26 protein-coding genes and 2 pseudogenes are annotated in these 25,673 nt (G+C 46.7%); 27 read left to right on the top strand and 1 reads right to left on the bottom strand.

Going from position 1 to position 25,673, the window contains the following annotated elements:
• The 10 genes and pseudogenes from B4113_RS20665 to B4113_RS13610 all read left to right on the top strand — a co-directional run.
• Positions 1–324 (top strand): annotated as a pseudogene (locus B4113_RS20665) (IS701 family transposase); the annotation flags it as partial.
• A gap of 141 nt (positions 325–465) precedes the next feature.
• Positions 466–1,131 (top strand): HAD family hydrolase, encoded by a 666-nt coding sequence (locus B4113_RS13570; RefSeq protein ID WP_061912566.1) that lies wholly within the window; start codon positions 466–468, stop codon positions 1,129–1,131.
• Between the two features lie 18 nt (positions 1,132–1,149).
• Entirely contained in the window at positions 1,150–2,121 is a 972-nt protein-coding gene (locus tag B4113_RS13575; RefSeq protein ID WP_235207655.1) for an ATP-grasp domain-containing protein, read from the top strand.
• A gap of 2 nt (positions 2,122–2,123) precedes the next feature.
• Positions 2,124–2,849 (top strand): cytidylyltransferase domain-containing protein, encoded by a 726-nt coding sequence (locus B4113_RS13580; protein ID WP_033022889.1) that lies wholly within the window; start codon positions 2,124–2,126, stop codon positions 2,847–2,849.
• 1 nt (position 2,850) lies between these two features.
• Positions 2,851–3,138 carry a glycosyltransferase gene (locus B4113_RS13585; protein ID WP_255358723.1) on the top strand — a complete coding sequence of 96 codons (288 nt, stop codon included), beginning with the start codon at positions 2,851–2,853 and terminating at the stop codon, positions 3,136–3,138.
• Positions 3,139–3,162: 24 nt separating this feature from the next.
• On the top strand, positions 3,163–4,224 hold the full coding sequence (gene pseG, locus B4113_RS13590) for a UDP-2,4-diacetamido-2,4,6-trideoxy-beta-L-altropyranose hydrolase (protein ID WP_033022878.1): 1,062 nt from the start codon (positions 3,163–3,165) through the stop codon (positions 4,222–4,224).
• 61 nt (positions 4,225–4,285) lie between these two features.
• Positions 4,286–5,272, top strand: coding sequence for a pseudaminic acid synthase (gene pseI, locus B4113_RS13595; protein WP_051962789.1), 987 nt, complete (start codon positions 4,286–4,288; stop codon positions 5,270–5,272).
• 14 nt (positions 5,273–5,286) lie between these two features.
• Positions 5,287–6,432, top strand: a complete 1,146-nt coding sequence (gene pseC / locus B4113_RS13600) for a UDP-4-amino-4,6-dideoxy-N-acetyl-beta-L-altrosamine transaminase (RefSeq protein WP_033022876.1) — start codon at positions 5,287–5,289, stop codon at positions 6,430–6,432.
• 173 nt (positions 6,433–6,605) lie between these two features.
• Entirely contained in the window at positions 6,606–7,952 is a 1,347-nt protein-coding gene (locus B4113_RS13605; protein WP_033843073.1) for a DUF4910 domain-containing protein, read from the top strand.
• Positions 7,949–8,755 (top strand): formyl transferase, encoded by an 807-nt coding sequence (locus tag B4113_RS13610; protein WP_033017836.1) that lies wholly within the window; start codon positions 7,949–7,951, stop codon positions 8,753–8,755. The genes B4113_RS13605 and B4113_RS13610 overlap by 4 nt, the downstream gene beginning before the upstream one ends.
• A 203-nt stretch (positions 8,756–8,958) precedes the next feature.
• Here the strand turns inward: B4113_RS13610 and B4113_RS13615 are convergent, their stop codons facing one another.
• Positions 8,959–9,768 carry a flagellin gene (locus B4113_RS13615; RefSeq protein ID WP_033017835.1) on the bottom strand — a complete coding sequence of 270 codons (810 nt, stop codon included), beginning with the start codon at positions 9,766–9,768 and terminating at the stop codon, positions 8,959–8,961.
• A gap of 125 nt (positions 9,769–9,893) precedes the next feature.
• On the opposite strand from B4113_RS13615, the gene flaG reads away from it, so the two are divergent.
• The 17 genes and pseudogenes from flaG to B4113_RS13700 all read left to right on the top strand — a co-directional run bounded on the left by flaG (position 9,894) and on the right by B4113_RS13700 (position 25,372).
• Positions 9,894–10,241, top strand: coding sequence for a flagellar protein FlaG (gene flaG, locus B4113_RS13620; RefSeq protein ID WP_033017832.1), 348 nt, complete (start codon positions 9,894–9,896; stop codon positions 10,239–10,241).
• A gap of 15 nt (positions 10,242–10,256) precedes the next feature.
• A complete protein-coding gene (locus B4113_RS13625; RefSeq protein ID WP_061912567.1) occupies positions 10,257–11,828 on the top strand; it encodes a flagellar hook-associated protein 2 in 1,572 nt (523 codons plus the stop codon).
• Positions 11,829–11,869: 41 nt separating this feature from the next.
• Positions 11,870–12,268, top strand: coding sequence for a flagellar export chaperone FliS (gene fliS / locus B4113_RS13630; RefSeq protein WP_061912568.1), 399 nt, complete (start codon positions 11,870–11,872; stop codon positions 12,266–12,268).
• The gene (locus B4113_RS13635; RefSeq protein ID WP_061912569.1) at positions 12,268–12,618 is read left to right on the top strand and encodes a hypothetical protein; all 351 of its coding nucleotides are present in this window, start codon (positions 12,268–12,270) and stop codon (positions 12,616–12,618) included. Before fliS ends, B4113_RS13635 begins: the two co-directional genes overlap by 1 nt.
• 169 nt (positions 12,619–12,787) lie before the next feature.
• Positions 12,788–13,336 carry a ribosome hibernation-promoting factor, HPF/YfiA family gene (gene hpf, locus B4113_RS13640; protein ID WP_033017827.1) on the top strand — a complete coding sequence of 183 codons (549 nt, stop codon included), beginning with the start codon at positions 12,788–12,790 and terminating at the stop codon, positions 13,334–13,336.
• A gap of 81 nt (positions 13,337–13,417) precedes the next feature.
• Entirely contained in the window at positions 13,418–14,059 is a 642-nt protein-coding gene (locus tag B4113_RS13645; protein WP_061912570.1) for a septation ring formation regulator EzrA, read from the top strand.
• Positions 14,060–14,169: 110 nt separating this feature from the next.
• Positions 14,170–16,683 carry a preprotein translocase subunit SecA gene (secA, locus tag B4113_RS13650; protein WP_061912571.1) on the top strand — a complete coding sequence of 838 codons (2,514 nt, stop codon included), beginning with the start codon at positions 14,170–14,172 and terminating at the stop codon, positions 16,681–16,683.
• 96 nt (positions 16,684–16,779) lie between these two features.
• Positions 16,780–17,881, top strand: a protein-coding gene (prfB, locus tag B4113_RS13655; RefSeq protein ID WP_369802277.1) for a peptide chain release factor 2 whose coding sequence is annotated in 2 segments (ribosomal slippage) — positions 16,780–16,851 and positions 16,853–17,881 — 1,101 coding nt in all. Because the reading frame shifts where the segments join, the coding sequence is not laid out codon by codon here.
• A 108-nt stretch (positions 17,882–17,989) separates the two neighbouring features.
• Positions 17,990–18,250 (top strand): hypothetical protein, encoded by a 261-nt coding sequence (locus B4113_RS13660; protein WP_081897160.1) that lies wholly within the window; start codon positions 17,990–17,992, stop codon positions 18,248–18,250.
• Positions 18,219–18,479: a type II toxin-antitoxin system RelE/ParE family toxin gene (locus B4113_RS13665; RefSeq protein ID WP_033017823.1), complete on the top strand. Its 261-nt coding sequence runs from the start codon at positions 18,219–18,221 to the stop codon at positions 18,477–18,479. Before B4113_RS13660 ends, B4113_RS13665 begins: the two co-directional genes overlap by 32 nt.
• A gap of 136 nt (positions 18,480–18,615) precedes the next feature.
• Positions 18,616–19,479, top strand: a complete 864-nt coding sequence (locus B4113_RS13670) for a YitT family protein (protein WP_033017822.1) — start codon at positions 18,616–18,618, stop codon at positions 19,477–19,479.
• Between the two features lie 58 nt (positions 19,480–19,537).
• A complete protein-coding gene (cccB, locus tag B4113_RS13675; RefSeq protein ID WP_033017821.1) occupies positions 19,538–19,873 on the top strand; it encodes a cytochrome c551 in 336 nt (111 codons plus the stop codon).
• Positions 19,874–20,362: 489 nt separating this feature from the next.
• On the top strand, positions 20,363–21,049 hold the full coding sequence (ftsE, locus tag B4113_RS13680; RefSeq protein WP_033017819.1) for a cell division ATP-binding protein FtsE: 687 nt from the start codon (positions 20,363–20,365) through the stop codon (positions 21,047–21,049).
• On the top strand, positions 21,039–21,932 hold the full coding sequence (gene ftsX / locus B4113_RS13685; protein ID WP_033017817.1) for a permease-like cell division protein FtsX: 894 nt from the start codon (positions 21,039–21,041) through the stop codon (positions 21,930–21,932). Before ftsE ends, ftsX begins: the two co-directional genes overlap by 11 nt.
• Positions 21,933–21,965: 33 nt before the next feature.
• Complete coding sequence (locus B4113_RS13690; protein WP_033017815.1) at positions 21,966–23,252, top strand: murein hydrolase activator EnvC; 1,287 nt, start codon at positions 21,966–21,968, stop codon at positions 23,250–23,252.
• Between the two features lie 164 nt (positions 23,253–23,416).
• Positions 23,417–23,711, top strand: a pseudogene (locus B4113_RS13695) (pirin family protein); the annotation flags it as partial.
• Between the two features lie 197 nt (positions 23,712–23,908).
• Complete coding sequence (locus B4113_RS13700; RefSeq protein WP_033017814.1) at positions 23,909–25,372, top strand: S41 family peptidase; 1,464 nt, start codon at positions 23,909–23,911, stop codon at positions 25,370–25,372.
• Positions 25,373–25,673 lie beyond the last annotated feature (301 nt).

The following is a 25,673-nucleotide window of genomic DNA, read 5'->3' on the forward strand; positions in this document are numbered from 1 at the left end:
TTCCATGTTGTCTTCGACACCAACCGGGAGCTGGGTGACGAAGACATCCTGCTTGACGATGCCCAGCACTGGACGATCCGGCAGGCCAAAGACTGGCTGAAGTCAGGTGCTACCCGTGTTCGCCACGTTCGGACGGTGAAACGGGATGGGGCCGTGGTGCTATTTTCCTGCGTATCCAGCATCGCGGAATCTCAACAAGACCTCTCTTCCGGCCTAGAGCTTCTTCTGTCTTGGAAAGGACACAGCCTAGTTGAGTTCATTTGCAACACCGCTGATCAAGATATTCCTATTAATGTTATCAAAAAACAGCTTCATGTCGCCTAAGGGGTACCCTGTTTGTCTCTTAGGGCATGGAAATGACTGTAATGAAAAATGCTCATCTACAGTTGTTAAATTGATTGACCTGTAAATGATATTTTCGTTATTTGATATTCACGAGTTAATTGTATCATCTTGAGGTGACTTATGGTTTACAGTGGATACATTTTTGATCTTGACGATACCCTATATTGCGAACACGATTACGTAAAATCGGGATTTTGGGTTGTGGCAAATGAGCTCGCGAACTATCGGTCGGATATGGATATAAGTGGGATTTATCAAATGCTTATTGCTGAATGGAAAAGAAATGGTCGTGGTCGAGTGTTTGATGAAGTATGTAGACAGTTAAATATCGATATAGATGTTTCCCATTTAGTTCGTCTTTATCGCAGACATACACCTAATATTTCCTTATATGATGATGCGCAAAAATTAATTTTCTATTTAAAAGAAAAAGGAAAAAAGCTAGGGATTATTACTGATGGAGATTCAACAATGCAATGGGCCAAGGTGAAGGCGCTTCATCTAGAAAAGCTGTTTGACTATATTATTGTCACTGGTGATTTGGGGGAGGAACATTGGAAACCTAGCGAGACTCCGTATCGAAAAATGGTTGAATATTTGCATTTAGATTTTGGCGATTGTGTATATATAGGGGATAATCCAAACAAAGATTTTATTACCGCTAGAAAACTGGGAATGGGAACGGTTCGTATCGTTCGTGATGTTGGTGATCATATGCAAACGAGGCTTTCAGGAGAGTATGAGGCGGATGATTTGATTTATTCATTAACCGAATTGATTACATAAGATGCGAAAAATAAAGGGGTGGTATGTATTAATGTATTAGTAACTAGTATTTCAAAAAAAATACCGATGTTGCAAGCTATTCAGCAGGCGATGCGAAAAATGAATTCTTCTATGGCTTTAATTGGCGCCGACATAAATCCGAGTTGTATCGGTCGATATTTTGTTCATGAATTTTGGGAAATGCCTTCTTTGGAAGATGTGAAAATTGAAGAGTTTATTTTGTTTTGTAAGAAAAAAAACATTGGTTTTTTGATCCCGACAAGAGACGGTGAGCTTCTTTATTTTTCCTTTTATCGTCGATTATTGAAGGAACATGGGATTTCCGTCATGGTCTCTGAACCAGAAGCTGTCCAAACCTGTCTTGATAAGCTGCGTTTTTACAAAGTTTTAACTGAAAATGGGTTTCCAGCGATTCCGACGTCCTTATCGGTTCAAGAATTAGAATTTGATCATTATGTCGTCAAAGAACGTTACGGATCTGGAGCGAGAAGCATAGGGATCAATTTATCAAGCGAAGAGGCAGTATTGCACGCTAAGAGATTAGAAGAACCTATTTTCCAACCGTTTATTCAAGGGATGGAAATCAGTGTTGATCTTTACATCACCCGTACAGGAGACGTTAAAGGAGTAGTAGCGCGAACAAGGGACAATGTCGTAAACGGGGAATCGCAAGTAACAACAACGATAAAAAACGAAAAATTAGAACGTATGTGCGGAGATGTTGCTAAATGTTTGAAATTATATGGTCATATTGTAATGCAAGTGATCATGGATAATCAAGGAGATTTTCATATTATAGAGTGCAATAGTCGTTTTGGCGGGGCTTCTACGTTAAGCATAGAAGTCGGATTGGATAGTTTTTACTGGTTTTTTCTTGAATCGCAAGGAAAAAATTTAGATGATTATCCTTTTGTTCGTTCAGAGACCGAAAAGAGACAAATAAGGTATCCAACCGATCTGATCATCGATATTAGGGAAGGGGAGGGATAACCTTGAAAACTTTAATCATCATCCAAGCACGCATGGGGTCGTCCCGTTTGCCAGGAAAAGTATTGATGCCGCTTGGGGAGACGGTGGTGTTAGACTATGTTGTTTCCAGATGTCAGCAAGTGAAACAGGTAGATGAGGTTATTGTCGCAACCTCTGTGCTGCCGCAGGATGATGTGATTGAATCGTGGTGCAAACAGCATCACGTTCGGTGCTTCCGCGGATCGGAGGATGATGTGCTAGCGCGCTATTATGAATGCGCAAAGCCTTATCAGCCTGATTATGTGATTCGTGTGACGGCGGATTGCCCTTTTGTTGATTATGAACTTGCGGACCGAATTATTGAAGCAATGGAGGTTGAACCAGCTGATATTGTGATTGTAGAAGGAGATTTGCCGCGTGGCTTAGTCGTTGAAATGGTGTCATTTTCAGCGCTCGAATATATATATCACCATGGGAAAGAGCCGCGGCATCGCGAGCACGTGACTTATTATGCGTATGAGTTTCCCGATGAATTTCAGCGTACATATATTCAAGCGCCGAAGGAGATTCAGCATCCCCAGTTGCGCATCACACTCGATACCGAAGAAGATTATCAATTATGTAGGGCAATTGCCCACTATTTCAAAGGAGACCGATTTGTTCGTTCACGCGAGGTCGTTCGTTTTTTGCTTCATCATCCGGATGTGGCACTGATCAACGCGCATGTTCAGCAAAAGCCGGTGGTGTAAAATGCGTGGTGGTCACGAGAGAATCTTTACGACTATGCTACATGGAGCCGTTAGTTTGACAGACAACAATCTATTCTTACAAAGTGAATTTAAAGACGGAGAGGACCTTCTTTCGTATTCTTTTACTTCATATCCTTATGATAGGATACAGTCATTTTTGGACGATAAAGTAACGTTGCAAAAAATCGCTGAAAATGGGAGGAAAAAGGTGATAGAAAAGCATACTTGGTTGGCAAGAGCAAAAAAAATCATTGAGACTGTTATTTATCACAAACATTTTATGGCTTAAATAGAAATAGAGGCGAATAGGACGATGAATATTTTATTTCGTGTTGATTCGTCGTTTGTGATCGGCACCGGTCATGTGATGCGCTGTTTGACATTGGCGAGAATGCTCAAAGAAGCTGGTTGTGCTGTATATTTTGCGATGAGAGTGGGAGTAGGGGATTTTTGTGATGAGGTGGAAAGCAGAGGGTTTCCTGTGTTCCGTCTAACTTATGATGGACCATTGTCGCAAGAGATGGACGCCCAATGGACGATTGACGTAGTGCGAGGATTTCCTCAGCCGATCGATTGGTGCATTGTTGATCATTATGAGCTTGATCGCCGCTGGGAAGAAAACGTGAAAGCCTATGTTAGGCGTGTGATGGTAATTGATGATTTAGCGAACCGTCCTCATGAATGTGATATTTTGTTGGATCAAAACTATTACCGGCAGGCGCAACAGCGGTATCATGGACTTGTGCCGTCTAGTTGCCGTCTGTTTTTAGGTCCAAAATATTTGTTGTTGCGGCCAGAATTTGAGGAGGCTAGACAATCTGCACCGATTCGCAACGGACAAGTTCGGCGGCTACTCTTGTTTTTTGGCGGCAGCGATCCAACGAATGAAACGGAGAAAGTATTGCAGGCTTTGCGGGATTTGCATTTCACACCTGTGAAAGTGGATGTTGTCGTCGGTAAAGCTAATCCAAAACGTTCGAAAATCGAGGAAATGTGCCTTGAAATGAACATCAATTACCATTGTCAAATTAATGATCTCGCTGAACTCATGGCGCAGGCGGATTTATCTTGCGGAGCTGGTGGAGTGACGATGTGGGAGAGATGTTTTCTCGGTCTTCCTTCCATTGTTACCATAGTTGCTGAGAATCAAAGACAATCGGTGAAAGATACAGCTGAATACGGGGCGGTTTGGAATTTAGGTTGGTATAGGGATGTAAAAGTGATGGATTATGCCGATATATTGAATAGAGCCATATCATCACCTGATGAACTTGCATATATGAGTGAAAAAGCGTTAGAATTGTTGGGCAACAAAGTAAAATATATGGTTCATCCAGTTGTTCAAGCTATTTTGGAGGGATCACATCTTGAGTGACGGTATTCGAATAGGAGATCGTTGGATTGGTATCAATCGCAAACCATTCATCATCGCCGAAATGTCGGGCAACCATAATCAATCTTTAGAAAGGGCGTTAAAAATTGTTGATCTTGCAGCGGAAGCAGGTGTCGACGCGGTTAAACTGCAAACATACACCCCTGATACGATGACTTTAGATATTCATACAGGTGAATTTTTTATCGAAAGTGAGACGAATCTTTGGAAAGGCCAATCTTTATATAACCTGTATAAAGAAGCGTACACTCCGTGGGAATGGCATGAAGCGATCTTTGAACGTTGTAAAAAGCACGGATTGCTTGCTTTCAGCTCTCCCTTTGATGAAACGGCAGTGGATTTTTTAGAAACATTAAATGTGCCGGCTTATAAAATCGCTTCGTTTGAAAATATAGATATTCCGTTAATTAAAAAAGTGGCTGCTACAGGGAAACCGGTTATTATTTCAACAGGAATGGCTACGGTTGCAGAGCTAGATGAGGCCGTTCAAGCGGTTCGTTCACAAGGGAATAATCAAATTATATTATTGAAATGTACAAGTACGTATCCTGCGACACCAGAAAACTCGAATATTGTGACGATTCCACATATGCGACAATTATTTGGAGTTGAAGTGGGATTGTCTGATCATACGATGGGGATTGGCACTGCGGTAGCAGCGGTAGCGCTTGGAGCAACAGTCATCGAAAAACATTTCACCACTTCCCGTGTAGAAGGCGGGGTGGATGCTGCGTTTTCGCTAGAGCCTCATGAAATGAAAATGCTTGTCGAAGAAACAGAACGGGCTTGGCTCAGCCTAGGTATGATCCATTACGGTCCTACTAATGCCGAAAAGCCTTCCCTTGAACATCGGCGTTCTCTTTATATTGCAGAGGATTTAAAGGCAGGCGATCTCATTACAAAAGAGAATGTTCGCGCCATTCGGCCTGGACATGGATTGCCGCCCAAATATTATGATGTAGTTCTTGGAAAAGCGGTGAAGAAAGATGTAAAAAAAGGAACACCATTAAGCTGGGATATATTGTTGTAAATGAAGGTGGAACAATGAAAAAAAGGGAATCTTTCCTTTCCTATGGACAACAATGGATTACGGATGACGATATTGAAGCAGTCGTAGATGTGCTAAAGTCTCCCTATTTAACCCAAGGGCCAAAAATTCAAGAGTTTGAACGGAAAGTCGCTGATTATGTTGGAGCGAAGTATGCCGTGGCGTTTTCAAATGGAACGGCAGCTCTTCACGGCGCTTGTTTTGCTGCGGAGATTGGCGAGGGGGATGAAGCGATTACGACGCCGATTACATTCGCCGCTACTGCCAACGCTGTTCTTTATTGCGGGGGAAAACCTGTATTTGCAGATATTGATGATCGGACGTACAACATTGATCCGAAAGAAATACGCAAGCATATTACGCCAAATACAAAAGCGATTATTCCGGTTGATTTTACCGGGCAGCCAGCTGATATGGATGCAATCATGGAGATCGCCAATGAGTACGGCTTGATCGTCATTGAAGATGGTGCCCATTCTCTCGGGGCTGAGTATAAAGGGCGTAAAGTCGGAACGTTAGCGCATATGACGATGTTTAGCTTTCATCCTGTCAAGCCGGTGACAACAGCAGAAGGCGGAGTCATCGTAACCGATTCAGCGGAGTATTATGAAAAACTAAAACGATTTCGCTCGCACGGCATTATAAAGTATAATTTGTCACGAGATGAAGGCCCTTGGTATTATGAAATGGTAGATTTAGGGTATAACTATCGGATGACGGATCTTCAAGCGGCGTTAGGGCTTTCACAAATGGACAAGTTGGATCGTTTTATTGAAAGACGCCGCGAAATTGCCAACATGTATAATGAAGCGTTGAAAACGATGGATTCTGTTATTTTACCAAAGCAGCTTGAAGGAACTCAATCCGGCTGGCATCTGTATGTGCTTCAATTAAAATTGGATAAACTAAAACGCAGCCGCAGAGAAATTTTTGAGAGTCTTCGCGCCGAAAACATTGGTGTTCATGTACATTACATTCCGGTTTATTGGCACCCTTACTATCAAAAGTTGGGGTATCGAAGAGGGATTTGTCCAAAAGCGGAGCATTGGTATGAACAAGCATTGACACTGCCGATATTTCCAAAAATGACGGATAAAGATGTGAATGATGTCATTGAGGCGGTGAAAAGAACCATCGTGTAAGCTGTTGCCTAGGAGGCTGGTGAAAAGCCGCTGATTCTCTTCATGAATGGAGAACGTGTGAAAAACAGGACTGATGCAATAAGGTTTTTCTAGTTGAGAAACGAGAGGGCAAAGCCATATCCACGAGTAAATCACCAGCCATCTAGGTTCGCTTACAGCGAAAGGAGCATACCATGAATAAGGAATATGAATTGATCGATCAGTTGTTTGATGAACTGTTCCCTATTACTCGAAGTATAACGGGTGAAGGTGTTAGAAAGACAATTAGTATTTTAAAAAAATATATTCCATTAGAAATGTTTTCTGTTAAAACGGGTACAAAGGTATTTGATTGGGAAATACCTAAGGAATGGGTGATTAGGGAAGCATGGATTAAAGATGAAGAAGGTAATGAAATTGTAAATATGAAAAATCATAATCTACACGTTTTGAATTATAGTATTCCTGTTAATAAAAAAATGTCCTTAGAAGAATTAAAACCATTTATTCACACTATTCCTCATTTACCAGAAGCAATTCCGTATGTGACATCGTATTATAAAGAGCGCTGGGGATTTTGTATGTCCTACAATCAATTCAAAAGTTTAAAGCAAGGCATTTATCATGTATTTATAGATAGTGAACTGAAAAATGGTGAGTTAAATTATGCACATGCCATTTTGCCGGGGAAATCGGATAAGGAGATTTTAATTAGTACCTATATTTGTCATCCATCAATGGCGAATAATGAATTAAGCGGACCATTAGTAGCTGCTTTCTTGTACAACCGGTTAAAAAAATGGAAAGAAAGAAACTTTACTTATCGCTTTGTATTTGTCCCTGAAACAATTGGATCAATTGCATATTTACATCGCTTTGGAGAACATTTACGTAAACATGTTTATTCAGGCTTTGTTTTAACATGTTTGGGTGGAAAAAATTATCCTTTAAGTTTTAAAAGATCAAGAAACAAAAATGCTCCAATTAATAAAATTGTAGACTACTTGATGTCAACAGGAGAAATGGATATTGTTGTACGACCGTTTACACCAATTAACGGATCGGACGAAAGGCAATATTGTTCTCCTGGGTTTAATTTGCCGATTGGACAATTTGCTAGGATGGTTTATGGACAATATGATGGCTACCATAATTCGTTGGATACAAAAGAGGTCATGACGATTGAAAAAATAGTAGACAGCATTGATGAGATTGAACGAATCTTAAAAATCCAAGAATGGAATGGCTACTATGTGAATGTGAATCCGTTTGGGGAAGTAAAATTGGATAAACATGGCCTATATCCTGATATGAACACCCCTTTAAATCGAGATGCGTCTACTAATTTTAAAAGGGACCAACGAAAACAATTAAATGTTATACTGACTTTGCTCAATTATTCTGATGGTGAGCATTCTTTATTGGATATTGCCGAAATCTCAGGTTACTGTTTCCATGATTTTGTAGATATGATTCAGTTACTAAAAAGGAAAGGATTGTTAGAAGGTCCATATTACGAAAAAAGGAGTTTATCTGTATGAAAATAGTGCTTTTGTCGGGTTCTCATCCTCGTCATTACTATGTTGCTAATACGTTGTTAGAAAATGGGTTGCTACATGGCCACATGATTGAAGAGAGAGAGGCTTTTGTACCTGCCCCTCCAGAAGGGTTGGAACCGATTGATCGCGAAAACTTTATTCGTCATTTTCGTGAACGGGAAGAGGCAGAGTACGCTTTTTTTGGTGAACACAAAAAAGTTTTGGGTGATATTCCTACATTGGTCATTCATCAATCTGAGTTGAATGGTGAAAAGATGCTTCAATGGTTACAAGAACAACAACCCGATGTTGTACTGACGTATGGCGTACATAAAATTGATGACCATGTAATTGACAGGTTGCCTGATTATGCATGGAATATACACGGCGGGCTTTCCCCTTGGTATCGTGGAAATATAACGCTATTTTGGCCGTTTTACATGTTAAGGCCAAACTGGGCGGGAATGACGATCCATCGTTTAACGTCTAAACTGGATGGGGGAGATATTGTTCACCACTCGGTACCTAAACTCGAGTATGGAGATGGTATTCATGATGTAGCATGCAAAGCGGTGAAAAAGGTGGCGGCTGACCTTGTTGAAATATTAAAAAGGCTTCAAAGTGGCAAGGTACCTAACTACGTGCCGCAAAAATCCAACGGAAAATTATTTGTAGCAACTGATTGGACACCACAACATTTAAGGCTGATTTACCAGACTTTTCATAACGACATCGTTGATCATTATTTAGATGGAAAGTTAGGACATGTGGAGCCTAAGCTAGTCAATGCGCTAGCAGAGCAGTAAAGTGCCGTTGTGTTGGTTTGGTGGCTTGTGAGAAAGAGAAAATGTGCACTCGTCCTGTGTCTCTCATTTTCGATTTCCTAAAATCGGAATATTTCGCTGATGATAACTGATTAGGCAGCGGCAGATAAGCAGGACATTGTAAAAATGAGGGCTGTCTCGACTCGTCGTTTCAAACGACTTCTTGAGACAGCCTTGTCGTATGATTACATCAGTAATTTTAACGTTTCCTCCACATTGCGGTTCATATGAGAAATGAGAAGGTAATCCGCTTGTTGGCGAATTTTCCCGCTTATGTAGTTCATCATTTCGCGGGCGATGTTGGTGTCTCTCAACATCGATTCCGATGTGGTTAAGCTCGTTTCTTTTAACATCGTATTGTTCAGATGATGTTCAAGCGCTTCGTAATCAGCCCCGACTTTTGTTAAGTGATTTGTTACTTTTTTTAGCGCGTTGTCCACCTTTGTGATCAATTGTTCGGCCTCTGTCCGCGTTAATAGCGTTGCTCCGTTAAGCTCAAGACTAATAGTGCTTGTATCTACTATGTCAACGGTAATGGTTTGACCGGGATTGGCCCCGACTTGTAATGTTAGCGGTATGGTTTCGCCAAGAATTTTCTTTGTGTTGAACTCGAGCTTTTCTGCAGTATCATCAATGGCTTGGAGCAGCTGATCCAATTCTTTTTGACTGGCGGCGCGGTCATTCCCGTCAAGTGTATCATTGGCGTTTTGCGTTGCCAGTTCTCTCACGCGTTGTAGCAGGTGATTGACGTTCATCAGTCCTTCTTCGGCTGCCTTTAACACGGAAAGGCCGTCCTGCATGTTTCGCTGTGATTGGGCCAAACCTCTTATTTGCGCTCGCAATGTTTCTGAAATGCTTAATCCTGCCGCATCGTCACTCGCACGATAAATGTGTAACCCGGAGGACAGCTTCTCCAGTGTTTTGGTCAAATTCGTGACATTTCGCTGATAGCGGTGGGTGGAAAAGACAATCGCAGATTGGTTTTGTATTTTCATAAGTTCACCTCCATTTTCTCTAATGGTCTGTTCATTTTATATATCGACTTTTTCGCTGAAACTTTAAATATTCGCAATAGGAACCGATATAAACAGTAGCAAAAGAGTACAGGAGGAAGAGAAGGATGAAAATCGAAAATTCCTTGTCGGTGCATGATGTGTATATTCCTCACCTATCCAAGGAAGGCTCAGTTTTGATGCAAAAAATGATGGAGCAACAGAGTGAGGCTAATGACGAAGCGCCTGTATCGAAGAAAAAGGTCGAAGAAATTACTAGAAAGTTAAATGAATTTCTAGAAATTCATAGCCGCTCTCTTAAGTTTAAACTGCATGAAGAGCTAAACCAGTATTATGTGCAAGTCATTGATGATGACACCGAAACAGTGATAAGGGAAATTCCTCCGAAAAAATTGCTAGACGCGTTTTATACGATGCAAAAGTTTCTTGGCATGATTGTTGATGAAAAAATTTAAAAAGGGGTGAGTGGAATGGAAATGATGCGAGTCGGGGGTTTAGCAAGTGGAATGGATATTGATAAGCTTGTCAATGATTTGATGAAGGCAGAGCGTGCTCCTCTTAACAAATTATATCAGAAAAAACAAATTTTTGAGTGGCAGCGTGATGCATATCGTGAAATCAACAAAAAATTAGCGGATTTCGATCAATATTTATTTGATCATTTTACGTTGTCCAGTACCTTTTATCAGAAAACAGCGACGTCATCAAACGAAGCGGCTGTCAGTGTGAAAGCTTTGGGTTCATCGTATGATTCAACCAATACGATCACCGTTTCCCAATTGGCTATGGCTGCCACAGGTGTTTCGGGGGAAGTGGGAAATGCGTCTTTGGCCACCAAACTAAGCGAAAAAGGGTTAGCGGCAGAGACGAAGATCACCATCGTTGCGCTGCAAGCTAACGGAGTGTATAAAGAGGAAGAGCTAACGTTCTCCCCGAATGATACGATCGCTGATGTTGTGAAGAAGCTGAATCAATCCAGTTTAAATATCAATGCGATTTTTGATGACGGCTCCAAAAAACTTGGAATTTCTGCTCGGGCAACTGGTACATTGGACAGCACCGATGTCGATAAAGCAGAGGTTTATGTGAAAACGGCGACAGGCGATGATATTTTTGCGACGATTTTCGGTTTTGGTATCGGAAATGACCAAAACGGCAATTCTGGTGTTACTTCTTTGGCCAATGGAGGAAAAAACGCAAAATTCACATTGAACGGACTAGAAATGGAAAGGCAGTCTAATACATTTACCATTAACGGTATAGAGTATACATTGAAAGCAGTAACTTCTACTCCTGTGACAGTTGCTTCCTCGACTGACATGGATGCCATGATCAGCAAAATTGAAGAATTTGTAAAAAAATACAATGAATTAATTGGCGCATTGAATGATAAAATCCGTGAAAAGCGTTATCGCGATTACCCGCCACTTACTGATGAACAAAAAAAGGAAATGACGGAAAAGCAAGTTGAGCTGTGGGAAGAAAAAGCGAAAAGCGGATTGCTTCGGGGAGATTCAATCATTTCAACTGGCTTGTCGCAAATGCGTCGTGATTTATACAGTAGGGTAGATGGAATCGGTAGCAATGGTATTGACACTCTTTCTGAATTAGGAATTACTACAACCAGTGAGATTTCGAGCGGCGGAAAACTGGTGATTAATTATGACAAGTTGCGAAAGGCGCTCGAAAGTGATGTGGATAAGGTTGCGAAAACATTGACGCAAAATGGCGTTGTTAGCAAAGATCCAAACACTGGTCAGGTCACTTCTGATACCCGCGGCATCGTGCAACGACTTCGTGATACAATGAAAGGGATGATGACCAATATTGAAAAAAAGGCTGGGAAACCGACCTATACAGAAAATCAATATTCTCTTGGTTTGCAGCTAAGGGATGTTGAAGATCGAATCTCAGATGTTCAACGACATCTTCAGGATATTGAATCCCGGTATTGGAGACAATTCACAGCAATGGAACAAGCCATTCAAAGAGCAAATCAGCAATCAGCGTTTCTTATGGGGCAATTTGGTCGAGGGATGTAAGTGGGATATTGATGATCATTGATATAGGGAGATGCTAATAGATGACTACTCAGCAATTTCATCAAGTTTACAAACAAAACAGTGTGAGCACTGCTTCACCGGGTGAACTAACATTGATGCTGTATAACGGTTGCCTGAAGTTTTTAACGAAAGCTAAGCAGGCAATGAGTGAGGAAAACGTACAAGAGCGCAATAGAAATTTGCAAAAAGCGCAAAGAATTATTCAAGAACTTATGGTGACATTAAATCAAAAATACGAAGTGGCTAAACAGATGATGGTTATGTACGAGTATATGAACCGACGGCTCATTGAAGCGAACATCAAAAACGATATTTCGATTGTTGAAGAAGTCGAAGGGTTTGTGATCGAGTTCCGTGATACATGGGAAGAGGTTATTCGTTTAACGCGCCAAAAACAGTTTAAGGGAGATCAAGTTTAATGGATTTGATCGAGCAGCTTGTCTTTTGTTCAGAACGCTTGCTGGCGGTTCTTCAGCATCCGGTGGATGAGCGTGACAAACAAGTAGCCAAAGTGGAGCACTTGTTAGCGGAAAGGGAAAAAATAATCAGCAGATTAAAAGAGCAATCATGTGAAAACGTAAACCGGCAGAAGGCAGAGAAAATCGTAGAAATGGAACGGGATATTCAGCAAGGGCTGTTTCGGTTATACGAGAGTATAAAAGCGGATTGGGAAAGATGGCATCAGAAGAGAAGGCTGCAGCGCTCCTATCAAAATACGTTTGCATATGTTGAGACATATGACGGGCGATTCTATGATAAGAGAAAATAGGACTTCCATTCATAATGATCATTCCGTTTGAAATGTAAACCGACACTTCTATGGCAGTCTTTCTAAGTTCCGAAAACTCCTGAAAATTTTTTGATTGGAGGCGGAGATCACAGGGTAATAAAATGATGTAAAGGGTTATTTAGTTTGTACAGAGAAGGAGTGGTCAGCGATGATGTATCACATTCGCGGGGAAAACATTGACGTCACGCCAGCTTTGCGCGACTATGTGGAGAAAAAAATTGGGAAATTGGGCCGCTACTTTGAGGGGACTGACGACGTGCATGTGCATGTCAATTTAAAAGTATATAATGATGGACAAGGAAAAATCGAAGTGACCATTCCGATGCCGCATTTGTTGCTGCGGGCTGAAGAGCGCCATAACGATATGTATGCGGCCATTGATTTAGTGGCCGATAAATTGGAGCGGCAAATTCGCAAGCATAAAACGAAAGTGAACCGGAAGCTGCGCGACCGCGAAAAAGAAATGAAGGCGACCGCTCCGGTGCCCAACGGTCCTAGCGCGGCCGAGAGCGAAGATGAATTTGAAATCGTGCGCACGAAACATTTCAGCTTAAAGCCGATGGATAGCGAGGAAGCGATTTTGCAGATGAATTTGTTAGGGCACAACTTCTTTATTTTCACGAACGCGGAAACGAACCGGACGAACATTGTTTATCGCCGCAAAGACGGCAAATACGGGCTCATCGAGGCGAATTGAACCACTCTTCTATACGCATCCCCTGCTTTTTTTGGCAGGGGATGCTATAATATGTGTGAACAGAGCAAAAGGGGGAGAACGATGGAAGAACTGCTGCGGCAAATATTGTTCAAGTTGGATAACATGGAAAAAGGATTTTTGGCGTTTCAAGAAGAAACTCGCCAACGGTTCACGAAGATTGACGAACGGTTTACCCAGATTGACGAGCGATTTGCCCAGATTGACGAGCGATTTGCCCAGATTGACGAGCGATTTGCCCAGATTGACGAGCGATTTGCCCAGATTGATGAGCGGTTTGCGCAAATTGATGAACGGTTTGCTCAGATTGATGAACGGTTTGCTCGGATTGACGAATGCTTTGCTCAAATGAATGAGCGTTTTGTGCAGATCGATGGCCGTTTAGCAGAAATGAGTGGGCAAATGGGTTCACTGACGACTCGTGTTGAAGCGCTTGAAGGACGCGTCGATGAAATGAACAAGCGCATTAGCCGGCTTGAACAAGAAATGGGAGAGGTGAAAGCACGATTAGACCGTGTAGAAGCGGAGTTGGCGGAAGTGAAAGAAACGCTTCATCGCGTCGAAACGCAGCTTGTGGATGATGTGCAACTATGGCTGCGCAAAATTCATGAAAAAGTAGAGGAGAAAAGTTTTGAAATTGATGCGCTGAATCGGCGCCTTCACCATGCGGAAGCGGCGATTGAGCAGCTTCAGTCCAAGGCGTGATCCCCTCCTCTTGGACATGCCCCTCTCTAAGCCTGTACAACAGTTGTCACCGATCCCTGTCTAATGATATGATGAAGAAGTGAGTCCATGAAAAATAAGGAGCGTTTCCTATGCTTGGAGTCTTAAAAAACGTATTTGACCCGAACAAGCGTCAGTTGGCAAGACTGGAGAAAATCGCTGACCAAGTCGATGCGCTCGGTCCGGAGATGGCGCGATTGTCGGATGAACAGCTGCGGCAAAAAACCGAGGAGTTTAAAGCCCGCTATCAGCAAGGCGAATCGCTCGATGACTTGCTTGTTGAGGCGTTTGCTGTTGTGCGCGAAGGAGCGAAGCGCGTCCTCGGCTTGTACCCATATAAAGTGCAAATTATGGGCGGCGTTGTCTTGCATGAAGGCGACATCGCCGAGATGAAAACCGGGGAAGGGAAAACGTTGACGGCGACGATGCCCGTCTATTTGAACGCCTTGACAGGGCGCGGCGTGCATGTCGTGACGGTCAACGAATACTTGGCGACGCGCGACGCGACGGAAATGGGCAAGCTGTACGAGTTTTTAGGCATGACTGTCGGCTTGAACTTGAGCGGCATGTCGCGCGAAGAAAAGCAGGCGGCGTACAACGCCGACATCACGTACGGGACGAACAACGAGTTTGGTTTCGACTATTTGCGCGACAACATGGTCCTCTATAAGGAGCATATTGTGCAGCGGCCGCTTTATTACGCCATCATTGACGAGGTCGACTCGATTTTGATCGATGAAGCGCGGACGCCGCTTATCATTTCCGGTACGGCGCAAAAGTCGACAAAGCTGTACGTGCAGGCGAACGCGTTTGTGCGCACGTTGCGCAAAGACGTCGATTACACATACGATGAAAAAACGAAAAGCGTCCAGCTCACTGAGGAAGGGATGAACAAAGCTGAGCGGGCGTTTGGCATCGATAACTTGTTCGATTTGAAACACGTCACGCTCAACCACCACATTCAGCTGGCGCTTAGAGCGCACGTGACGATGCAGCGCGACGTTGATTACGTCGTGCAAGACGGCAAAGTGATCATCGTCGACCCGTTCACCGGGCGTTTGATGCACGGCCGCCGCTACAGCGACGGGTTGCATCAAGCCATCGAGGCGAAGGAAGGGCTCGAGATTCAAAACGAGTCGATGACCTTAGCCACGATTACATTCCAAAACTACTTCCGCATGTATGAAAAATTGGCGGGGATGACCGGGACGGCGAAGACGGAGGAAGAGGAGTTCCGCAACATTTACAACATGCGCGTCGTTGTCATCCCGACGAATCGTCCGGTCATTCGCGAAGACCGTCCGGATTTGATTTACCGCACGATGGAAGGGAAGTTCCGCGCCGTTGTTGAAGATATCGCCGCCCGCCATGCGAAAGGGCAGCCGGTGCTGGTTGGGACAGTGGCGATCGAGACATCGGAGCTGCTGTCCGAGATGCTCAAAAAACGCGGCATCCCGCACAACGTCTTAAACGCGAAAAACCATGCGAAAGAGGCGGAAATCATCGCCCAAGCCGGGCAAAAAGGCGCGGTGACGATCGCGACGAACATGGCCGGGCGCGGGACGGACATTAAGCTCGGCGAAGGGGTCAAAGAGCTCGGGGGATTAGCCGTCATTGGCACGGAACGGCATGAAAGCCGGCGGATCGACAACCAGCTGCGCGGCCGTTCCGGACGCCAAGGCGACCCGGGGGTGTCGCAGTTTTACTTGTCGCTTGAAGACGAGCTGATGCGTCGCTTTGGTTCCGAGAGCCTCATGGCCATGATGGACCGCCTTGGCATGGACGACTCGCAGCCGATTCAAAGCAAAATGGTGACGAAAGCGGTCGAGTCGGCGCAAAAACGGGTGGAAGGCAACAACTTCGATGCCCGCAAACAGCTGCTTCAATACGACGATGTGCTGCGCGAACAGCGGGAAATCATTTACCGCCAGCGCTACGAAGTGCTCGATTCCGACAACTTGCGCGGCATTGTTGAAAAGATGATCCAATCGGTGATCGAGCGCGTCGTCCACGCTCATACCCCGAAAGAAGACTTGCCGGAAGAGTGGAACCTAAAAGGGCTCGTCGATTATCTCAACGCCCATCTGCTTCCGGAAGGCGATGTGACGGAAGCCGACTTGCGCGGCAAAGAGCCGGAAGAGATGATCGAACTCATTTGGGCGAAAGTCAAAGCGCGTTATGATGAAAAAGAAGCGCAAATTCCGCCCGAACAAATGCGCGAGTTTGAACGCGTCGTCGTCTTGCGCGCCGTTGACATGAAATGGATGAACCATATTGACGAGATGGAGCAGCTCCGCCAAGGCATCCATTTGCGCGCTTACGGGCAGGTCGATCCGCTCCGCGAATACCAAATGGAAGGGTATGCGATGTTTGAAAACATGATCGCCTCGATTGAAGAGGAAGTCGCCACCTATATCATGAAAGCGGAAATCCAGTATAATCTCGAGCGCCAGGAAGTGGCGAAAGGCGAGGCGGTTCATCCGAAGGAAGACGGTGAGGAGCCGAAGAAAAAACCGGTCCGCAAGGCGGTGCGCGTCGGCCGCAACGACCCGTGCCCGTGCGGCAGCGGGAAAAAGTATAAACATTGTTGCGGAAGAGCGGTGTGACCGTTTATAAATAATAAAGGGAGGCTCGACCTCCCTTTTCCATGGCAACGATGAATGATTGGCATACGATATTCATGATGAGGTGAGGACAACATGATCGATTTGGCGGAAATCAAACAAGAGCTCGAGAAAATGGCTAAGCGATTAGCGGAAATCAGGGGGTCTCTTTGACCTCGATGTGAAGCGGGAGCGCATTCGCGAATTAGAGGAGCAAATGGCCGCCCCCGGTTTTTGGGATGACCAGAAAGCGGCGCAGGCGGTCATTGCCGAGGTGAATGGGCTCAAGGATTTGGTTGGCGAGTTTGAGTCGCTGCAGGAACGGTTTGACAATTTGGAAGTGACGTACGAGTTGTTGAAAGAAGAACCGGACGAGGAGCTGCAGGCTGAGCTCGTGGAAGAAGCGAAAACATTGACGAAAGACTTCAGCGAGTTCGAGTTGCAGCTGCTGCTCAACGAATCGTACGACCAAAACAATGCGATTTTGGAACTTCATCCCGGCGCGGGCGGCACCGAGTCGCAAGACTGGGCGTCGATGCTGTTGCGCATGTACACGCGCTGGGCGGAGAAAAAAGGGTTCAAAGTGGAAACGCTCGACTACCTGCCGGGCGAGGAAGCGGGGATCAAAAGCGTCACGCTGCTTATCAAAGGCCGGAATGCCTACGGCTATTTAAAAGCGGAAAAAGGGGTGCACCGGCTTGTCCGCATCTCGCCGTTTGACGCCTCGGGCCGCCGGCACACGTCGTTTGTGTCATGCGAAGTCGTGCCGGAGATGGACGAAAACATCGAAATCGAGATTCGTCCGGATGAGCTGAAGATTGACACGTACCGCTCCAGCGGCGCGGGCGGACAGCACGTCAATACGACCGATTCGGCGGTGCGCATCACCCACTTGCCGACCGGGATCGTCGTCACGTGCCAATCGGAGCGGTCGCAAATCCAAAACCGCGAAAAAGCGATGAATATGTTGAAAGCGAAATTGTATCAAAAGAAACTCGAGGAGCAGCAAGCTGAACTGGCCGAGCTGCGCGGTGAGCAAAAAGAAATCGGCTGGGGGAACCAGATCCGTTCGTACGTTTTCCATCCGTATTCGCTTGTCAAAGACCATCGGACGAACGTCGAGGTTGGCAACGTGCAAGCGGTGATGGATGGGGAGATTGACGTGTTTATTGACGCGTATTTGCGCGCGAAGTTGAAGTAAAGGGCGATCATCGGATCGTCCTTTTTCGTTTCAAAAATCATTTTTCTGATTTTGACGCATCTGCATCCCCGTGGTATGCTGAAGGTAACGAAAGGCAAAAGGAGGGCGATGGCTTTGGCGGTGCGCAAACAAGTGCTTTACGAACTGATTGAACGGTTGGATGAAACGGATCATCAAACAGCGTACGATTTTTTGATGTACCTGCTTGATCGGTCCAGAAAGGAACGAATGGTATGGGAGCGGATTGACGAAACAGATGAAGAAGAAACGTTGACGGAAGAAGAGCGCCAGCAGTTGCAAAGCGATGAAGGATATATCATCGGGGGAGAAGCCAAGCGTGAATTCGGGCTACAAGTTGATTTACCATAGGGCCGCAGTCAAATTCATCGCTAGGCAAGAAAAAGAGGTTCAAGAACGGTTGGCCTCTGGGTTGCAAGGTCTGCTAGCGATCCCACCGCAGGGGGATATTAAAAAGTTGAAGGGGCAGGATGGATTATATCGGCTGCGAATCGGAACATATCGTGTATTGTTTCGTATCGATCATGAAGAACGAATCATCTATATTGAGGCGATCGGCAACCGTGGGGATGTGTATTGAGGCTTGTATTTTTTGGCTAGGGCGATCATCGGATCGTCCTTTTTCCCTTTAGCATAGTAGATCGATATCGCGTTAATCGGCTGTCATTTACTTGTCAAAACGGGCATGCTATACTCACAAAGGAAGGTGGGGAAGCATGCGGAAACGAAAAGAGAAAACCGTTTCTCCGGCGATCGAGGCGGCGTTGGAGTATGGATACGTGCTCGCTGGCGCGGCGATCGTCGCGGTGGCGTTTAACGTGTTTTTGCTGCCGAACCGGATCGCCTCGGGCGGAGTGAGCGGCATCAGCACGATTATGCATGCGCTGTTTGGCATTGAGCCGGCGTATGTCCAATGGGCGCTCAACGTCCCGCTCTTTATCGCCGGCGTCGTGTTATTAGGCCGGCAGTTTGGCGTGAAAACGTTCGTGGGGACGGTGTTTTTGCCGCTTGTGGTCTATTTGACGAAAGAGATGGAGCCGGCGACGACGAATCCGCTTCTTGGCGCGATTTTTGGCGGCATCGGTGTTGGGCTTGGCCTTGGCATTGTCTTTCGCGGTCGGGCGTCGACGGGCGGCACCGACCTAGCGGCGCAAATCATTCATAAATATACCGGGCTGTCGCTTGGGATGTGCGTCATTTTGATCGACGGTTTGATCGTGTTGACCGCGGCGTTTGTATTTGATATCGAACGGGCGCTCTATGCGCTGATTGCGCTGTATGTGACAAGCAAAACGATCGACCTCGTTCAAGTCGGACTCGGCTACTCGAAGATCGCGCTGATCATTACGAACGAAGAAGAGAAAGTGCGGCGCGCCATTTTGCACGAAATCGACCGCGGGGTGACGCGGCTGCCGGCGTACGGCGGTTACACGGAACATGAGCGCCCGGTGTTGATGTGCGTCGTTGCTCAATCGGAGTTCACGAAATTGAAACAAATCGTCCGAACCATTGATCCGACCGCATTTGTCGTTGTTGCCAACGCCGCTGAGGTGCTTGGCGAGGGATTTCAGCGTACGTAAAAGAGAAAAAATCGGTTATAATACATATGAGAAACCAATGTTTTAGGGGGAGTTCACCATGAAGTGGAAATGGGCTGCGCTGTTTCTCGGAGTTTCGCTCACCTTGGCGGCATGTGGTGGCGGAGGAGATAACGCTGAGAACAAAAACAATGGCAACAAAAGTGGAGGGGAGACGACAGCGTCCGCCGAACAAATTTTCAAACAAAACTGCGCATCCTGTCACGGGCAAGATTTGTCAGGAGGGGCTGGCCCGAACTTGCAAAAGGTAGGGAGCAAGTATTCGAAGGATCAGATTAAAGACATTATTGCCAAAGGCCGCGGCATTATGCCTGGGGGGGTGATCAAAGGCGAAGAGGCCGATAAAGTAGCCGAGTGGCTGGCCGCCAAAAAATAATCGCCGCCGAGCGAAAAAAGTGAGACGTCGCCTTGTTCGAATGCGAACAGGGCGATGTTTTTTTATGAGCGTGGAAAATCGAGGCATTCTCGCCCACCGTTTCCTCATCTCGCCGATGTAAAAGCCGGCGTGCGCTTGCAGGAGTGTGATTCTCGCTCATACTGTTTCCGTATATCGTTTCTCAAATCGAGACACCTTGTCCCATCGGTCCTTCTGTTTGCGTGTTCACTCACCGACCGAGGAGAAGAAGCGGTTTTTCACCCGTCTTCCAGAAGGGCGTTGATGGAAAAGGATCCGGCGCTCAAGCAATTGTTTTCGCATATAGGCATGGTTGCAGAACTGCGACTTTTTTCCTATCATTATTTGAAATATAAATGTAAAATTCGACAGAAGAAAATCGTGTTATAATAATCCTTGTGAAATTTTGCTAGATTCGTTCGAAACAGCTCGAGAAATGACAACAAGTGCGTCGAAAAATAGGTGATGACGATGATTGAAATGCAAGATGTATATAAAACATATCCGAACGGCGTTGTGGCATTAAACGGCGTCAATGTCCGCATCAAACAAGGAGAATTCGTCTATGTCGTTGGACCTAGTGGAGCGGGCAAATCGACGTTTATCAAAATGATGTACCGCGAGGAGAAGCCGACGAAAGGGAGCATCATGGTCAACGGAGTGAACCTCGCAAAGCTCAAAGATAACAAAGTGCCGTTGCTGCGCCGCCAAATCGGCATTGTCTTCCAAGATTTTAAGCTGCTTCCTAAACTCAATGTATATGAAAACGTCGCCTTTGCTTTGGAAGTGATTGAAGAGTCGCCGAAAGCCATTCGCAAAAAGGTGATGGAAGTCCTTGATCTCGTTGGTCTCAAGCATAAAGTCCGCTCTTATCCGAACGAATTGTCCGGCGGCGAACAACAGCGCGTCTCCATTGCCCGCTCGATCGTCAATTCTCCGAAAATTGTCATTGCCGATGAACCGACAGGAAATTTAGACCCGGAAACATCATGGGGGATTATGGAGTTGTTTGAGAAAATTAACGAACGAGGAACGACCATTGTGATGGCAACCCATAATAAGGAAATCGTCAATGCGACGCGGCGGCGTGTCATCGCCATCGAAAACGGAAAAATTGTCCGTGACGAGGCGAGGGGGGAATACGGCTATGACGCTTAACACGTTCAAGCGCCATGTTCGGGAGAGCGTCAAAAGTCTCGGCCGCAACGGCTGGATGACGTTTGCTTCTGCGAGCGCCGTCACCGTGACGCTGCTGCTCGTCGGCGTCTTTTTCACCGTTATGTTCAACATTAACTATTTTGCCAAAAAAGTAGAAAATGATGTCGAAATCCGCGTGCATATCGAGTTGACCGCCGACCGTCAAGCAAAAGACGCGTTGCGTCGGCAAATCGAAGCCATTCCCAACGTCAAAGATGTCCGTTATTCCTCGAAGGATGAAGAACTGAAGCGGCTGATCAAAAGCATGGGCGAGGAAGGGACGGCGTTCCGTCTGTTTGAGCAGCAAAACCCGCTCAGCGATGTGTATGTCGTCAAAGCCGCCCGTCCGCAAGACACGGTGAAAATCGCCAAGCAAATTGAAACGCTCCCGTCTGTTCATAAAGTGAACTACGGACAAGGAACGGTTGAAAAGCTGTTTAATGTGCTAAAAGTGATGCGCAACGTTGGGTTGGTGCTGATTGCCGGCTTGCTGTTTACGGCGATGTTTCTCATTTCCAACACGATTAAAATTACGATTTTTGCCCGCCGCCGCGAAATCGAGATTATGCGCCTCGTCGGGGCGACGAACGGGTTTATCCGCTGGCCGTTTTTCTTGGAAGGATTGTGGCTTGGCGTGCTCGGTTCGATCGTTCCGATCACGGCGTTGGCGGTCGTCTACTATAACGTCTACCATGTATACGAGCATCAGTTTGCGCTCCAGCTGTTTGAGCTTCTTCCGTTTTCCCCGTTCATCTGGCAGCTAAGCGCTTTGCTGCTGGCCATTGGCGCTGTCATCGGTGTCTGGGGAAGCGTGATGTCTGTGCGCAAGTTTTTGAAGGTATAAACAATCCAATTTAGCAGGGAGAGGGGAAGCGAGATGAAAAAGAAAAACGTAATGGCGCTCGCCGTTGCCGCGGCGCTTGGGCTCGGCGTTTTGCCGCCTGCGGCCAATGCCGTCAGCTCTCGCGATATTCAACAAAAGCGAAGCGAAATCGACGCGCTTCGCTCCAAGCGGTCGGAAGTGCAGGGGAAAATTAGTGAGTCGCAAAAAAACATCGAGTCCCTCCAGTCGCAGCAAAAACAAGTCGCCAATGACATCGCGAAGCTGAACGTCGCTATTGAGGAGACGAGCGGAAAAATCCGCAACGTCAGCGCTGACATCGACCAAACAGAGCGAGCGATTACCCAATTGAAACAAGAAATTGCCGAAATTCAGGAGCGGATTGAAAAGCGGAATGAGATTTTAAAGGAGCGGCTTCGGTCGCTGCAAGAAAGCGGTGGAGCGATCAGCTACTTGGAAGTGCTGCTGGGCGCGCAAAGCTTCAGCGACTTCATCGACCGCATGAGCGCGGTGACGACGATCATGGAAGCGGACCAGCAAATCGTCCGCGAGCAAGAGGCGGATAAAGCGCTCAAAGAGAAAAAAGAAACCGAACTGACGGAAAAGCGGAACAAGCTGCAAGCGGACTTGCAGGAGCTCAAACAGCTGCAAGCAAGCCTCGCCGGTCAGCTGGAACAGAAAAATCAATTGATGGCTGATTTAAAACAAAAAGAAGAAGAGGAACACGAACATCAGTTGGCGCTTGAAGAACAAAACGAATTGATTGCCAAGCAAGAAGCAGCCGTAAAGCAGCAGCTCGCCGAACTGGAGCGGCAAAAGCGAGCGGAAGAGGAAGCCGCGAAGCAGCGGGCACGTACATATTTATCACCATCGTTGGCTGACCAAGGATCGGGCGGCAGCGTCCCCCCGGTATCGAGCGGGGCGTTCACCCGTCCGGCCAACGGACCGATTACATCCGGTTTTGGGTACCGGTTTGGCGGCACGGACTTCCATCCGGGAGTCGATATCGGCAAGCGGGCTCCGGTCGTTCCGGTCGTTGCCGCCGCCGACGGGGTTGTGTTCCGTTCCTACTATTCTAGCAGCTACGGAAACGTCATTTTTGTCAGCCATATCATCGACGGCCAACTGTATACGACCGTTTATGCTCACCTTGAAGCGCGGCTCGTGGGCGAAGGTCAGCACGTGCAAAAAGGGCAAATCATTGGATACATGGGCAACACCGGCGATTCAACCGGCCCGCACTTGCACTTTGAACTTCACCGCGGCGAGTGGAACCCAGGCAAGACGAACGCCGTTGACCCGCGCAATTACATCGCGTTCTAATTCGCTGAAATGAAAAGGGAGGCGCAACTCGTCGATCGCTTTGCGATGGGCCAGTTGCGCATTTTTTCTTGGAGGACGGTGAATTTTGGCGATGATTTCGTCATTGGATAGCGTTGGCGCTGCTTGCAAGCTGGGAATGAGCGCCAATGAAGGCGAGGAAAATGATGATTCAGATTGACCGGGCTTCATCCCGCTATCATGCCGATTACGGTTGGCTAAAAACGTACTATAGTTTTTCGTTTGACGAGTATTGCGATCCGAACAACGTTCAATTTGGCCCGCTGCGGGGGGGAAACGACGATTTCGTCGCGCCGCTTGCTGGTTTTGGCGCTCACCCGCACATAGAGATGGAAATTGTGTCAGTTAAAGGGGTATTTGCAACATGAAGACAGCACGGGGCATAAAGCTGTGACGACGTTTGGCGGCGTGGAGCGGATGTCGGCCGGCACCGGCATCGTTCGCCGTTAAGGGCGAGCGGTGCCTCTTTTTTCCGTTCTGTATCGGTTGAGAAATCAAAAGCGAGCATGTAAACTAGTAAGAGGGATGGGCGGCATGGTATCATACTCGGTACAAGCTTGACATATGATGAAAATAAAGCCTTGGCACGGCGATAAGCGGTGCTTTTCATATATGGGACAGGGTGAGGAGGAAACGACGTGAAAAAAACGACAATGACTGCGCTAATGGCGCTGTCGATGCTCATCGGGGCAGGGGGCACGTACGTCGGCTTGCAGTGGGCCGATCGCCCGCCGGAAGGAGCGCTTTCAACGATTGTGGCCGATGAGCTGTCCAAATCCGCGGGCGATGATGAAGAAATGAAAAAAATTCGTCAAGCGTATGAGCTTATCAAAAATCGATATGTGGAAAAGGTCGATGAAGACAAACTGACGGAAGGCGCCATTCAAGGGATGATTCACACGCTCGGCGACCCGTATTCGGTGTATATGGATGCGGAAACGACCGAACAGTTCAATGAATCGCTCGATTCATCGTTTGAAGGGATCGGCGCTGAAGTCAGCATGATTGACGGCAAAGTGACGATTGTCGCCCCCATCAAAAATTCACCGGCGGAGAAAGCAGGATTGAAGCCCAATGACCAGATTTTGCGCGTCAACGGGGAAAGCTTGGAAGGGCTTGACTTGTATGAAGCGGTGTTGAAAATCCGCGGCAAAAAGGGGACGACGGTCGAGCTGGACATTTTGCGTCCTGGTGCGAAAAATGTCATGAAAGTCAAAGTCGTCCGCGATGCCATTCCTATTCAGACGGTGTACGACTCGATCAAAACGTACCAAGGCAAAAAAGCGGGCTACTTGCAAATTACGTCGTTTTCGGAAAACACGGCGGCCGATTTTAAAAAGAAATTGGCGAAGCTGGAAGCTGAACACATTGACGGCTTAATCATTGATGTGCGCGGCAATCCGGGCGGCTATTTGCAAAGTGTGGAGGAAATGTTAAAACAGCTGATTCCAAAAGGCAAACCGTATGTCCAAATCGAAGAACGCGACGGCGACCGGCAAAAATTTTACTCCGACCTAACGGCGAAAAAGCCGTACCCGATTGTCGTTCTTGTCGATCAAGGCAGCGCCTCGGCGTCGGAAATTTTGGCCGGAGCGATGAAGGAAGCGGGGGGCTATCCGCTCGTCGGCGAGACTACGTTCGGCAAAGGGACGGTGCAGCAAGCGATCCCGATGGGCGATGGAAGCAACATCAAATTGACGCTGTACAAATGGCTGACCCCGGACGGACATTGGATTCATAAAAAAGGAATCAAGCCGGACGTCGCGGTCGCTCAGCCGGACTACTTTCACGTCGCTCCGCTTCATGTGGAAAAACCGTTTCAGTATGATATGAACGATGAGCAAATCGCCAATGCGCAAAAAATGTTAAAAGGGCTTGGCTTCAACCCGGGCCGCACTGACGGCTATTTCAGCAAAGAAACGGAACAGGCGGTAAAAGCTTTCCAAAAAGCAAACAAGCTGCCGGTCACGGGCCACATCGATGACACGACAGCGCAACTGTTGCAGGCGAAAATCATAGAGGCGGTGCGCGACCCTGGCCATGACATGCAGCTCAAAAAGGCGCTGGAGGTGCTGTTTTCGTCATCGGCCCGGCGCGGGTGAGCAAGCGGGAAAACCGCTTTTCGATTTAACGTAATTTCCGACAGAAGTCTCCCACCTCAAGGGAATATACAGGGCAAAAACCAATGAGTAGGTGGGAGAGGAATGTCGGTTGGCGATCGCCGACGGATGTGGTCATCGATTGTTCGAGCGGACGCCTTCGGAGCGAGGGAAAGCGTAAAGGGGACTTGTGTGGGGCTTCCCGTTCGGTGAACGCGCACAAGTCGCTAGAAGCCTCCTCCCCAAGCGAAGCGGAGGTGACGGGTAGTTCACAGCCTTTCCGCGCTGACACGCTCCGGCCGCT

The sequence above is a fragment of the Geobacillus sp. B4113_201601 genome (genome assembly GCF_001587475.1).
GTDB classification, from domain to species: domain Bacteria; phylum Bacillota; class Bacilli; order Bacillales; family Anoxybacillaceae; genus Geobacillus; species Geobacillus icigianus.

Coding starts and splice junctions, on each gene's coding strand:
- B4113_RS13570 (WP_061912566.1), top strand. CDS start 466: ATGGTTTACAGTGGATACATTTTTGATCTTGACGATACCCTATATTGC.
- B4113_RS13585 (WP_255358723.1), top strand. CDS start 2,851: ATGCGTGGTGGTCACGAGAGAATCTTTACGACTATGCTACATGGAGCC.
- pseG (WP_033022878.1), top strand. CDS start 3,163: ATGAATATTTTATTTCGTGTTGATTCGTCGTTTGTGATCGGCACCGGT.
- pseI (WP_051962789.1), top strand. CDS start 4,286: ATGTCGGGCAACCATAATCAATCTTTAGAAAGGGCGTTAAAAATTGTT.
- pseC (WP_033022876.1), top strand. CDS start 5,287: ATGAAAAAAAGGGAATCTTTCCTTTCCTATGGACAACAATGGATTACG.
- B4113_RS13605 (WP_033843073.1), top strand. CDS start 6,606: ATGAATAAGGAATATGAATTGATCGATCAGTTGTTTGATGAACTGTTC.
- B4113_RS13610 (WP_033017836.1), top strand. CDS start 7,949: ATGAAAATAGTGCTTTTGTCGGGTTCTCATCCTCGTCATTACTATGTT.
- B4113_RS13615 (WP_033017835.1), bottom strand. CDS start 9,768: ATGAAAATACAAAACCAATCTGCGATTGTCTTTTCCACCCACCGCTAT.
- flaG (WP_033017832.1), top strand. CDS start 9,894: ATGAAAATCGAAAATTCCTTGTCGGTGCATGATGTGTATATTCCTCAC.
- B4113_RS13625 (WP_061912567.1), top strand. CDS start 10,257: ATGGAAATGATGCGAGTCGGGGGTTTAGCAAGTGGAATGGATATTGAT.
- fliS (WP_061912568.1), top strand. CDS start 11,870: ATGACTACTCAGCAATTTCATCAAGTTTACAAACAAAACAGTGTGAGC.
- B4113_RS13635 (WP_061912569.1), top strand. CDS start 12,268: ATGGATTTGATCGAGCAGCTTGTCTTTTGTTCAGAACGCTTGCTGGCG.
- hpf (WP_033017827.1), top strand. CDS start 12,788: ATGATGTATCACATTCGCGGGGAAAACATTGACGTCACGCCAGCTTTG.
- B4113_RS13645 (WP_061912570.1), top strand. CDS start 13,418: ATGGAAGAACTGCTGCGGCAAATATTGTTCAAGTTGGATAACATGGAA.
- secA (WP_061912571.1), top strand. CDS start 14,170: ATGCTTGGAGTCTTAAAAAACGTATTTGACCCGAACAAGCGTCAGTTG.
- B4113_RS13660 (WP_081897160.1), top strand. CDS start 17,990: ATGGCTTTGGCGGTGCGCAAACAAGTGCTTTACGAACTGATTGAACGG.
- B4113_RS13670 (WP_033017822.1), top strand. CDS start 18,616: ATGCGGAAACGAAAAGAGAAAACCGTTTCTCCGGCGATCGAGGCGGCG.
- cccB (WP_033017821.1), top strand. CDS start 19,538: ATGAAGTGGAAATGGGCTGCGCTGTTTCTCGGAGTTTCGCTCACCTTG.
- ftsE (WP_033017819.1), top strand. CDS start 20,363: ATGATTGAAATGCAAGATGTATATAAAACATATCCGAACGGCGTTGTG.
- ftsX (WP_033017817.1), top strand. CDS start 21,039: ATGACGCTTAACACGTTCAAGCGCCATGTTCGGGAGAGCGTCAAAAGT.
- B4113_RS13690 (WP_033017815.1), top strand. CDS start 21,966: ATGAAAAAGAAAAACGTAATGGCGCTCGCCGTTGCCGCGGCGCTTGGG.